14 protein-coding genes are annotated in these 11,333 nt (G+C 67.3%); 5 read left to right on the plus strand and 9 right to left on the minus strand.

Translation table 11 applies throughout. From position 1 onward, the window contains the following. Nucleotides 1–213: 213 nt before the first annotated feature. Complete coding sequence (locus DP107_RS01150) at nt 214–660, plus strand: hypothetical protein (RefSeq protein WP_238330733.1); 447 nt, start codon at nt 214–216, stop codon at nt 658–660. Between the two features lie 411 nt (nt 661–1,071). On the opposite strand, the gene DP107_RS01155 is transcribed toward DP107_RS01150, so the two are convergent. After that, the gene (locus DP107_RS01155) at nt 1,072–1,608 is read right to left on the minus strand and encodes a hypothetical protein (RefSeq protein ID WP_144260295.1); all 537 of its coding nucleotides are present in this window, start codon (nt 1,606–1,608) and stop codon (nt 1,072–1,074) included. 322 nt (nt 1,609–1,930) lie between these two features. Further along, nucleotides 1,931–2,728 carry an arylamine N-acetyltransferase family protein gene (locus tag DP107_RS01160; RefSeq protein ID WP_144260296.1) on the minus strand — a complete coding sequence of 266 codons (798 nt, stop codon included), beginning with the start codon at nt 2,726–2,728 and terminating at the stop codon, nt 1,931–1,933. 129 nt (nt 2,729–2,857) lie between these two features. Here DP107_RS01160 and DP107_RS01165 point away from each other — a divergent pair, with 129 nt between their 5' ends. Then, entirely contained in the window at nt 2,858–3,397 is a 540-nt protein-coding gene (locus DP107_RS01165) for a DUF6789 family protein (RefSeq protein ID WP_144260297.1), read from the plus strand. Between the two features lie 403 nt (nt 3,398–3,800). Here DP107_RS01165 and DP107_RS01170 read toward each other — a convergent pair whose 3' ends face one another. Together DP107_RS01170 and DP107_RS19715 are read right to left on the minus strand one after the other, a co-directional pair. After that, a complete protein-coding gene (locus DP107_RS01170; RefSeq protein ID WP_144260298.1) occupies nt 3,801–4,220 on the minus strand; it encodes a hypothetical protein in 420 nt (139 codons plus the stop codon). 682 nt (nt 4,221–4,902) lie between these two features. Next, complete coding sequence (locus tag DP107_RS19715; RefSeq protein WP_185977120.1) at nt 4,903–5,046, minus strand: hypothetical protein; 144 nt, start codon at nt 5,044–5,046, stop codon at nt 4,903–4,905. Nucleotides 5,047–5,517: 471 nt separating this feature from the next. On the opposite strand from DP107_RS19715, the gene DP107_RS01180 reads away from it, so the two are divergent. Next, nucleotides 5,518–5,757, plus strand: coding sequence for a hypothetical protein (locus tag DP107_RS01180; RefSeq protein ID WP_144260300.1), 240 nt, complete (start codon nt 5,518–5,520; stop codon nt 5,755–5,757). Nucleotides 5,758–5,849: 92 nt separating this feature from the next. Here DP107_RS01180 and DP107_RS01185 read toward each other — a convergent pair whose 3' ends face one another. Further along, nucleotides 5,850–6,632, minus strand: a complete 783-nt coding sequence (locus tag DP107_RS01185; protein ID WP_144260301.1) for a sulfite exporter TauE/SafE family protein — start codon at nt 6,630–6,632, stop codon at nt 5,850–5,852. A gap of 62 nt (nt 6,633–6,694) precedes the next feature. Then, complete coding sequence (locus DP107_RS01190) at nt 6,695–7,294, minus strand: DUF6149 family protein (RefSeq protein ID WP_144260302.1); 600 nt, start codon at nt 7,292–7,294, stop codon at nt 6,695–6,697. 182 nt (nt 7,295–7,476) lie between these two features. Between DP107_RS01190 and DP107_RS01195 the strand changes: the two genes are divergently transcribed. Next, the gene (locus DP107_RS01195; RefSeq protein WP_144260303.1) at nt 7,477–8,724 is read left to right on the plus strand and encodes an NAD(P)/FAD-dependent oxidoreductase; all 1,248 of its coding nucleotides are present in this window, start codon (nt 7,477–7,479) and stop codon (nt 8,722–8,724) included. 57 nt (nt 8,725–8,781) lie between these two features. Continuing rightward, entirely contained in the window at nt 8,782–9,489 is a 708-nt protein-coding gene (locus tag DP107_RS01200; protein WP_144260304.1) for a class I SAM-dependent methyltransferase, read from the plus strand. Between the two features lie 23 nt (nt 9,490–9,512). On the opposite strand, the gene DP107_RS01205 is transcribed toward DP107_RS01200, so the two are convergent. The 3 genes from DP107_RS01205 to sod form a co-directional block, all read right to left on the minus strand. Further along, nucleotides 9,513–9,782: a DUF5827 family protein gene (locus tag DP107_RS01205; protein ID WP_144260305.1), complete on the minus strand. Its 270-nt coding sequence runs from the start codon at nt 9,780–9,782 to the stop codon at nt 9,513–9,515. Nucleotides 9,783–9,837: 55 nt separating this feature from the next. Next, nucleotides 9,838–10,185, minus strand: coding sequence for a hypothetical protein (locus DP107_RS19720; protein WP_185977121.1), 348 nt, complete (start codon nt 10,183–10,185; stop codon nt 9,838–9,840). A gap of 294 nt (nt 10,186–10,479) precedes the next feature. Then, complete coding sequence (sod, locus tag DP107_RS01215) at nt 10,480–11,091, minus strand: superoxide dismutase (RefSeq protein WP_144260307.1); 612 nt, start codon at nt 11,089–11,091, stop codon at nt 10,480–10,482. Between the last annotated feature and the right edge of the window lie 242 nt (nt 11,092–11,333).

The raw sequence follows: 11,333 nt of genomic DNA on the forward strand, positions 1-11,333 counted from the left end.
TCTGAACGGGACCCCCCGTATCCAGCAAGTGGTAGCTGGCCGTTTCGGCTACGCTATCCTCGGATGAGCCACGTCGCACGACGCTGCGGGGCGCTCCGCTGACGCTACCGTCGGGCGCTGAGCGTCACTACAGTCGGACGTTGTCCCTCTGACGGGTTTATACGAGCTCCCGTGGATGGACCGTCTATGAGGAGCAACGAACGCGGGGAGAGCGTGCCCCCGAGAGGGGAGGGCCTCCGAGCGACACTCCGTACCCTGCTGCTCGGCTCCCCCCGGGGCGGACGTCGCTGGGGGTCCCTGACCGCACTGGCGCTCGCTCTCTTCGCCGTGACGTTCCTGGCGTACGAGTTCGGCGTCTTCTACCACTCGGGCGGCGTCGTCCTGCTTCCGTTCCACGCCGCCATCGTCGGAGGAACGGCCGCGTTCTGGGCGGGATACGGTCGAAAGGGGCTGGTCGCCGGGTGGGCGCTCTCCTCCCTTCCGCTCCTTGGGATGCAGGTGGAATGGGCGACGGATATCTCCCCCCGTCCACTCATCGACCGTGTGGCCTACGTCGTCCAGCCCGATGGCTTGCTGGTGCTTGCCACTGTCGGACTCGCCGTGGCAGCGGCAGGGTTCGCTGCTGGCGCGTTCGCGCAGAAGTACATCGACGCGCTCTGAGCCGGGTCTCGAACGGATATCGGTACGTGATCGGACGGATTCAGAGCAGCACGTATCACGCCGCGGAGTCGAGTGCGGGCACGTCCGGTACACGTGCTGAACGTACGGAATCGTGGAGACGGCTCCGTTGAGACGGGTCGTGAGTGACCGACGGGCGCGTCGAAAAATTGATACAGCGGGGCGGTCACGTGGCCGGCGTCCGTCCCGGAATCGGAGGAACCAAGCCGGTCATGGAGACATGCCCGGTGATGCCCTCCAGTCGGGACTCGCTACTTCGGTCCGTCAGGCGCTGGCTACTGGTCACCGTATTCCTCCTCGGGATCGGTGTCATCGGAATCGCTGATATCGCATACACCGTCTCGGATTACGCCGATGGCCCCGTCCCGGCAGTTATCGGTGTTACCGGCGGGCTCATCGCACTCGTTGCAGGGCTGAGGACGCTCGGTACGCTCTCGTCCACGGGGTGACCGGCTCACGCCGGTACTTACGCGGGTGGGATTCTGGCGAACCAGCGTATGAGTACGCGTACACGGAGGCGAGCAGTAGATCCGAGCCGTATCTGCCCTCCGTTGCGGTCCACATCGCACTCGCCCCGACAGCGTTCTCGAAGGTGAGCCGTGCGACCTCTGGCGGGGCAGTCTCCCCACCTGTGGGGAGGAACTGGAACGAGATCCGGTCCCCGGTTCCCCCGAGTTGAGCCTGGAGCGTTACGACGTCACCCTGCTCGGCGGTAACGAGCTCACGACGGACGACCGTGTGACCCCCGGAGACGTCGGTGTCGGCTGTGGCGTCGTACTGATCCAGTTCGGTATCGACGGAGACTCGGACGGGAGCGTCGCCCGTGTTCTCAACGACCAGTGTCCCACCCGGATACGCCGGGGTTTGACCCTCCCCCGGAACGAGTTCCGCACACCCGGAGAGTGAGACGGCACCGAGACCGCCTCCCACGGCACGGAGGTATCGCCTCCGCTGCATAGCCATCAGTCCAGACCAACCGGCTAACTGTCTTCATGTGGGATAACCAGCGGACGACGCTCCACCAGTGCCTCAGGAAATAGACGTGTGGTGGCATCAACGCGGTCCGCTGGCGAGATCCTCCGCTCGCAGGACCCGTCGGAGCCGGTCGGCTCATACTGGACTCACGCTCCGCATTCGACACGTCATGGAGATGATATACGGACGTTGGGAGGGACGCGGTCGACCCGCGCTACAACACATCGCCCCGGTCTCGTCCCTGTCCCGACGAGCGACGTCCTCTTGCTGACTACTGCTACTGTCGGTAGTCGATGCCGAACGTCGAGCGCAGGCGGTCGTACCACGCCTCGGCGCCCGACACGGGCTGCTCGGTCGACTCGCCGTCGACCCACTGGGTGAACCGGTTCCCGGTGAGCTTGAGGTGGCCCCGGTCGGTCGCCCGGGCGACGACCGGTGAGCCGGTGAACGGCGACTCCGGCGCGGTCGAGAGGTGGTCGTTGGTCGCGGCGAAGTAGTCCAGGTCCCGGGAGGTCGTCGTGAACAGGTAGCGGTCGGTCCACTCCCAGGTGTTCGGGCAGCGGTACCGGGTCAGCCCGTCGGCGTCCGGCCGGTCGCTCTCGACGACCGTCCAGGCGACGCCCGCGTCGTCAGTCACGACCCGCCCGTCGAGCGGGAGCGGCTGGCGCAGCGTCGGCGTCCCCAGCCCCACGTCGACGAGATACCGCTCCCCGTCGAGCGTGAGCACGTTCGCGAGGTGGTTCGCGGGATGCCCGGGCGTGCCGTCGTCCTGCAGCATCCGCGCGGCGACGTACGCGACGTCGTAGCCCAGGTCGTCGAGCAGCCACCCGAACAGCCCGTTCAGCTCGTAGCAGTAGCCACCCCGCTCCCGGCGGACGATCTTCTCGTACAGCCTCGGCGGGTCCAGCGTCACCCCCTCGCCCTCGCGGTCGCCGAACGGATCGCCGGCGACGGAGAGCGTCTCGAACGGGACCCGCCGGACGTGGGCGGCCTGGAGGGCGGCGACGGCCTCGCGGGCCGGTCCGTCCGGAGGGGCCTCGAGCCCGATCCGTCGGCGGTACGCGCGTGGGTCCACGCCACACCGTATCGGCCGGGCGACCGTATACCTGGCCCCGGCTGCCTCACCCCGGTAGCGGGGGCGGCCGTCCGTGGAGTGCTCGCGGCGTGTCAACGCTTATCAACGACAGGGACGTGAAGCGTAGACATGGCCCAAGGAGATTCAGGCGTCGACGACGCCAACGTGGACACGACGCTCGCCAACGAGGGTGCGGAACCTGACGTCGGGGTGCTGGCCGGTATCCTGACGGACGGCCTCATCGGCGCGCTCGGGGGGTTCGTCGGGACCTCGCTGATGACGGTCGTGTTCCTCGTCGGCGCCTCGGTCGGCGCCTTCGAGATGAGTTCGTTCGGGACGACCGCCGAACTCATCGGCCTGGACGCCGTTCTGGGCTCTGAGATGGTACTGGCCGCCGGCTACCTCATCTTCCTCGGCGGCGGGATGACGACGTGGCCGCTCCTGTTCGCGTCCATCGGCAGCTACCTCCCGGGCGACCGGTACGCCACCGCCGGAGTGGCCTACGGGTTCGTCCTCTGGACCGGGTTCGTCCTCGCGTTCAACGTCGGCTACAGCGGCCTCTCGCTGGCGCTGTACGTCGTCATCTCGCTCGTCGCCCACCTCGTCTACGGCTTCTCGATGGGGTCGGTCTTCGACTACCTCGGGGACCGCCCCGACACGCTGGTCTGAACGAGCTTTTCTGCGCTGCGGGTTCGCTCGGCGGCCGACGGAGCCGGCCGCCATCGCGAACCACCTGCGCGAAAACGCTCAGAGAAAAGCCGGCACTCGCGCCCTCCGGGCGCTCGTGCCGGTGTCTCCGAAACTCGTAGATTTTCGGGAGGACGAGGCGGCTCCGCCGTCTCGAACCCAACCGCGCTCACTCCGTCGTCAGGTTCTACCCGACTCCAAGCGGGACGGAGTCCCGCCCTGCTCGCGCGGTATGGAGAACGGACAGGAGGTAGCCGGATGTGGACTACTCCAACCGGGTTGCCGTATCCGTGTGCGACTCTGCTGGACCCCTTAGAGTCTGACAGAACCGACATGCGAGATACAGTGTGCTTACTGAGGAAGCTGCCGATTGATACGAGCCGAGTTACTCCCCACCTGTTGCAGTCCACGTCGCACTCGCTTCGACCGCGTTCTCGAATGTGAGTTGCGCCACCTCGGGCGGGGAATCCTCTCCGCCTGCGGGGAGGAACTGGAACCGGATCCCGTCCCCTGTCGAGCCCAGCTGGGCGACGAGTGTCACGATTGCGCCCCGATTAGCAGTGACGAATTCGCGACGAACGGCTGTCGTCCCGGCAGCGACCTCGGTATCAACTGAGGCGTCGTACTGATCCAGCTTCGTCTCTACCGAAACCGGGACAGCGTTGTTCCCCGTATTCTTGAGGACGAGTGTTCCCCCAGGGTACTCGGGTTCCTGATCGGCGCCCGGGAGGAGCTCCGTGCAGCCGGACACTGAGACGGCACCGAGCCCTCCGCCGATTGCACGTAGATATCGCCGTCGCTGCATATCCACGCCTCCAAGCCGGCTGGTAAATGTCTTCATCCACAGCCATTGCTGTTCGCTGGGGTGGTTCTCCGCTGTTCCCGGGCCCTCTCCTCGCGGACTCGGATCTACTGCAGCCGCCGTGCTGAACCCATCGTCTGAGTCGGCCACGGGACGAGGCCAGTTCACAGAACAGGCATAGTTATACACTGTGAACCGTGTAATCTCCGCGCATGCCCTCCGTTCCCAGCCTGCTACGCGACCTGAGCGGAGACGAGATCGTGAGTATCGCAGTTATCGGCATAACCGTCGCAGTGCTCGCTTGGTATCAGACCAACATGACGGGTATACGACGGTTGACCGACGCAGTGATCGTTCTACTCGTGAGTATTGGCTGTGCGACGGCTGTAACGGTAGTTCTGAAGGGGTTGAATCCCACGTGGTATTCCTCATGACTGTACGATGAGTAGCCCGATCACGTGAGGTCCATTCTATAACGCGCGTCAGACATGGCCGATCTCGGCTACTGAACACATCCTCTGTATCTCGCACGGCGGCTCTGAGAGGGACTGAGTAGGTAGCGAGTGGCCTACTGCAGACACAGCCCAAGTCGGTCACGGAGCAGTAGGTCTGATTCGACTCGTCAGGGCGGTGATTCGGCTACTTTGCGACGGAGATCGGAGGGGAGCACCCACAAGCCACTGGATCACGGCTGCCTATAGCCCTCGCGGAACTCCGTCAGGCTCTGAATCAGTTTGAGACCCAGGAACACGGCCCCGACAACCACCGTGCCGAACATCGCTATGATGAACAGTTCCGGTATCCCGGGAACGGCTTGGAGGGGAAGCACGGATGTGGTTTCGCCTGACCTCCTAATACGCTTACGCCAGGAAGTGTCGACCTGCTCCCCATACCCTTGGCCGGTAGCCGGGAACCGGTGCTGTATCGGATGGCACACGGACGCTCTGTATCGGTCGCCGCGGTACCGGCAGGTGCTCGGTAGTTCCTCAGGACCCTGCTGAATACACGGCGCGACCTTTTGCCGCCTCGGGTTCGCCTCCGGCGAACCACTCGGCGCGAAAACGTCGATAGAAAAGGCGGACGGCTCGGCCTCCGACCTCGCCGTCCGGGAACCGCGCTCGCTTCGCTCGCGCGGATGCCCCTGTTGACTGCATACCCCGTATATAGCACGACCTCGATAGGATATCAGCGATTGCTGGTTCCGGTGGGACATCGCCCCCGACAGCTGAGACCCAGTGCGTCACGAACTTGCGAACCCACTCATGATCGGGCTTAAGACGCTCGAACGCCGAACACGGATATGGCGTTCGACCTCGGACTGACGCTCCCGTTCTGCGACACCCCCGAACGGATGGCGATTATCGGCGCCGTCGCCGGGTTGCTCGGCGGCGCCGTCGGCCTCGCGGCCGGCCTCGACGTGGTCGGCGTCGTCGCCCTGGCCGGCACGCTGGCGGTCGCGGGCGAGGTGGCGGGTCACGCGGCCGACGGCGACCTCCGACGGTGGGTCGGACGCGACGCGAGCGCGGAATCGGAGCAGTAGCTCCGAACAGTATCCGAGTTGTCCCCACGTTTCCCGACGAGAGCTCGTCGCTCCGCCACTGTACGCTACTATCGCCATTACTCCGCTGTGTCCTACAGATACCCCAGCAGGAAGCCGATACCGGCAAGAACGGAGACGACGGCGAACAGGGGTCCGGAGACGGCCTCCAGCCGGTCGGTCCGGACCCCGGCGAGGAGCCGCGGGGCGAGGCCCCCGCCGACGGCCGCGCCGACGCCGAACGCGAGCGCGACGACGGGGTCCAGCCCGCCGAGGCCCGCGTACCAGCCCACGCCGGCCAGCGCGACCCCGAGGATGGCGAAGACGCTGGTCCCCACGACCGCCGCGGCCGGCAGTCCGAGCGCGTAGAGCCCGGGCAACAGGACGGGCGTCCCGCTGATGCCGAACAGCGCGCTCAACAGGCCCGTGAGGACGCCGAGCACGACCGAGCCGGACGCCCGAACCGGCGTGAGCGACGCGTCGATGGTAGCCACCGATCCCGTCGGTGCCGTTCGGTAGCGGTCGATGACGAGCGTGAGGCCGGCGATGGCGATGAGGACGGCACCCAGCGCCCGCCGCAGGAGCGCCGTATCGACGCCACTGACCGTCCGCGCGCCGAGGTAGGTCCCGCCGACGGCACCGAGCACGACCAGCGTGCCGACCCGGACGGCGACGTTGCCCTGGCGGTAGTGGCCGTACGAGCCGAAGCCGGTCGTAAGGACGACCGTGGCGAGGCTGGTCGGGACGGCGACACGGTAGGGGAGGCCGACGAGCGAGACCAGGGCGAGGAAGTAGAACACGCCACCGCCGCCGCCCAGCAGCGTCACGGCGCCGCCGATGAGCGCGCCGATGAGCGGGAGCCACAGTGTCTCCAGCACGCTACCGCGTCACGCGCGCTACGGGTCGGAGAACGGTTCGAGCCGGGAGGCGGGGGGCGCGCTCAGTCCGCACTCGCCTCGTCGTCCTCGGCGTCCGCGCCGGGGGCCTCGGTCGGGCTGACGTCCGGTTCGTCGGTGCCCCGACCCTTGAGCAGGCCCTCCGGCGTCTCGACGTAGACGTCGTCGGCGAACCCCTCGATGGCGTTCTCGTACTCGGCGCCCTCCAGGTTCTCGAGCGTGGTGGGCGCCGCCGTGACGCCCGTGGCGGGGGCGAACTCCCCGAGCGGGTCGTCGATGGTGATGTCGTACTCGGCGAAGAACTCCTCGTAGCGACGGTAGTGGTCCTCCAGTTCGTCGGCGGGGATCTCCATCATCTCCGTCCAGCCGTGGGTGAAGAAGTCGAAGTTCGCCTGGATATGCGTGATCTCACGGGCCTCGGCCTCGGGGTAGCCGCCCTGCAGCGCCGCCACGTAGGTGTCCATCGTGGCGTCGAAGAAGTCGTCCAGATGCGCCCGCCGGGCGTCGTGGTTGGACTCGTCGGTCTTGCCCAGGAAGATGTCCGTGTGCATGTCGACGAGCCGGTCGTTCACCCGTGGTCCGATGACGGGAGTCGTGAGCGCCTTCTTCGCCGCCCAGTGTCGGAGGTTCTGTCGGATCTTCATACCCGAACCAACGGCGTGGAGCCGCTTGAACCCCCCGACGTCCCGCGGGGGCTGCCGGCGGCTCGCCGTCCCGGGGCCACGTCCCGATGCCCGCCGGCGGTCCGCGCCCGAACCTTCATCTATCTTCATCGGAGTTCCGAGCGATGGCAACCCCTATTTGCGGGGGAATCGTAGCCGTCGTCATGACAACATCGCACGTTATCATCGGCGACGGCATCGCAGGGTCGTCCGCCGCCGAGACGATCCGGGAGGCGGACCCGGACGCGGACGTGACGGTACTCACCGACGAGGGGGAGGCCCTCTACAACCGTATCCTCATCAAGGAGTTCGCCAAGGGGAAGCTGCCCGAGGCGCCCATCTCCATCCACGACGAGGACTGGTACGCCGAGCGTGATATCGACCTGGACCTGAACACGTACGTCACGGCGGTCGACACGGACGCTCACGAGGTCCACACCCACGAGAGCGGTGTTTACGAGTACGACAAGCTGCTCGTCGCCACGGGCGGGACGCCGACCCAGCTCCCGGTCGAGAACTCCGACGCGGAGGGCATCCACCACTTCTGGACCTTCGAGGACGCCCGCGATATCCAGGAGCACGCCGACGCGGCCGAGACCGGTATCATCGTCGGCGCCGGCCTGCTCGGCATCGACCTGGCGGCCATCTGCGCCGCCCAGGACGTCGAGGGGAAGTACCTGATGCGCGGGGACTGCTGGTGGCGCTACGCCCTCTCGGAGGAGGGGGCCGAGATCATCCACGACGCGCTCCGCGAGCGGGACGTCGAGCCGGTCTTCCAGTCCGGCGTCGACCGGTTCGAGGTGGACGACGACGGCGTCGTCACCGGCGCGACCGACCCCAACGGCGACTTCTACGAGGGTGACTTCGTCGGCGTCGCCATCGGGCTGGACTTCAACACGGAGTTCCTGCGGGGCTCGGGCATCGAACTCGACGATGGCATCGTCACGGACGAGCACATGCGCACGAACGCCGAGGACGTCTACGCGGCGGGCGACATCACGCAGTTCGAGGACCTCATCCTCGGCGAGCGGGCCCAGAACGGCGCCTGGGGCTCGGCAAAGGAGCAGGGCTCCATCGCCGGCCAGAACATGGTCGCCGACGAACCCGCCGAGGAGTTCCGCTGGGTCTCCTCGTACTCCATCACCCACTTCGACTTCCCGTTCCTCTCCTTTGGCCACCCGACGCTGGGCGACGACTTCGTCGAGCGGAAGTACTCCGAGACGGAGTGGCGCCGCGTCGCACTCAGGAACGGCCGCGTCGTCGGCGGCGTCCTCATCGGCGACCTCGCGCCACAGTCGAAGCTGAAGCAGCTCGCTCGCGAGCGGCGCGACATCTCCGGTCAGGAGGACGTGCTGCTGGCCGAAACCATCGACCTGGACGACCTCGACGCGGCGCCCGCAGAGGCCGAGTAGCGACCGGCGGCCGCGTTCCAGTACCGTTTTATCCGCCGCCTCGGGAGTCACGGAGACGTGAAGGGACGCGAGTGGTACCAGTCCGACGACATCGCCGACGCCTACGAGGAGAAGCGGTTCTCCAACGGCGGCCGCCTCATCGACGACCGCGAGAAGGAGGCCGTTCTGAACGCCCTGGGGCCCGTCGAGGACACGGCCGTGCTGGAGGTGGCCTGCGGGACCGGCCGGTTCACCTCGCTGCTGGCTGACCGGGGGGCCGACATCGTCGGTCTCGACATCTCGCCAGCCATGCTCAAGCAGGGGCGCGAGAAGGCCCGGTCCGTCGAGGTCGACGACAGCCTGGAGTTCATGCGCGCGGACGCCGCCCGGCTCCCGTTCCCCGACGACCACTTCGACGCGGTGCTGGCGATGCGGTTCTTTCATCTCGCCGACCGACCCGCCTCCTTCCTCTCCGAGATGGCCCGCGTCTCGAAGGGACAGGTGTTCTTCGACACGTTCAAGCGGTTCTCCTTCCGGTCGATCTACAACTTCGCGCTCCCGATGGGGTCGCGGCTCTACTCCTCCGGCGAGGTCGAGCGTCTGCTGCAGGGTGCCGGGCTGCAACTCGATGGCGCCGACCACGACTTCGTCCTCCCGTACGGGTTCTACCGGCAGGTCCCGAGCGGCGTCGCCCGCCCGTTCCGCGAGGTGGACACGGCACTGCTCCGGACGCCGCTGGGCCGGCGGCTCGCCTCGGTCTCCTACTGGGACGCGCGGGTCGCGTAGCCGGGTCGTCGGGCGCGACGGTTTCAGTGCTCCTTCAGCCCGTAGTAGCCCGGCTGGGACTCGTGTTCGGGCTCCGCGAAGACGAACTCCGCCTGGTTGTAGACGAGCCACGGGATGGCCCAGTCCAGCAGGACGTTCTCCGTCTCCACGTCCAGCTCGCGGTCCAGGGGGACCCCCTGGAGGAGGCGGGCGATCTCGTAGACGGTGTAGAGCTGGTCCTCGTCGAGCACCTCGTCGGGCTCGCGGAACGCCAGGTCGCGCAGGTCGTCGAACGCGTCGCGGGGGCGTGGCATGCAGAGGCGTCCGCGAGCGGGCCGGTAAACGGTTGCGGGTCGGGCGACGCCCCGGTTACGGGAACGGCTCGAAGTCCCGCACCGAGCGGTCGACCGTCGGCCGGAGCGTGCCGTCGGGATCCGCCTCCCCGAACTGGGTGTTGTCGACGACGAGGTGGTGGCGGCCGGTCCGGAGCGGCCTGTTCACCGACGCCGTGTCCTCGGCGCCCAGCACGGTGTGCCACTCCGAGGGCTCGGGCCGTGCGTCGGGTTCGCCGGCCACGAGGCGCCGGTAGACGTCGTACTCCGCCGGGTCGGACTGCCCGCCGAACGGCAGCACGTCGAACTGGCCGTCGGCGGCCACCTCGTACCGGGGGGTGACCTGGTCGCTGCTCGCGACGACGTCCAGCGCCTCGTGGTGCAACGACCCGGGCTCGACGGTTGCGTCGTATCCAGGGTCTCCAGCGTCCGTCGCTGGTTCGTACGGCCGGCGAGCGCGACCGCACCCGCCGACGCCAACCCGCCCAGGAACCCACGCCGGTCCATCGAACGGGCATCCACGCCGGTGCCGGATGTCGAGCGGGCCGAACAGTTCGGCCCGTTAACCGGCGGGCGACGGTCGAGCTGAGGGTTGGTGCCAGCGGCGGCGCTATCGCTGGCCGGCGTGCGTCGAAAGAAAGCGTGGTCGTGGAGCCGTCGCGACTCGCTCGGCGACCGCCTACTCGAACAGCTCGACGACCGTGTCGAACTGCTCCTCGCAGTAGCCCCAGTCGACGTGGTCGAGGAAGCCCTCGATGAAGCTGCCGCGGTCCGGACCGTAGTCGTAGTAGTAGGAGTGCTCCCACACGTCGCAGGCCACGATGGGGTGGCTGCCCCACAGCGCACCCTGGTCGTGCTTGTCGACCGGAACGTTCCGGAGCTGGTTGGCGACGGGGTCGTAGACCGTCAGGGCCCAGCCGCCCGCGGCGCCGGCAGCGGTCTCGAACTCGCCCTTCCAGCCCTCGAAGGAGCCGAAGTCCTCCTCGATGCGGTCCGCGAGGGCGCCGGACGGCTCGCCGCCACCGTTGGGGTCCATGTTCTCCCAGAAGTGCGTGTGGAGGTAGTGTCCACCAGTGTTGTGGGTCACGTCGCCCATCGCGCCGGCGACCGCGGAACCGTCCCCGTTCTCACGGGCTTCGGCCAGCGTCTCCTCGGCAGCCTGGAGGTTGTTTACGTACGACTGATGATGCGTGTCGTGATGCCACGTCAGCACCTGCTCGTCCAGGAACGGCTCCAGGGCATCGTAATCGTACGGCAGTTCGGGAAGTTCGGGGTGTGAGTGTTCGGGCATACTAATCCACCGTGTGTAACTACTCCCGGCTTCGAGTTAAACGTTGAGGCGCCGGAAGCACCGCCTCGGGAACGGGTCCGTCGTCCGGTGTACGCTCCCGTTCGTCGTTCCCGGGGACTGTGCAGCGCGAGGCCCGAAGTCACCGGATACGATTACGGGACCGGTCGCGATCGTCGGTGTGAAGGGGCGTTCCGCGCGAGGGGACGAGCACAGTGCCGGCTCCGGCGACGAGAACACCCCCG

It is taken from the genome of Haloglomus irregulare (assembly GCF_007421925.1).
GTDB lineage: Archaea > Halobacteriota > Halobacteria > Halobacteriales > Haloarculaceae > Haloglomus > Haloglomus irregulare.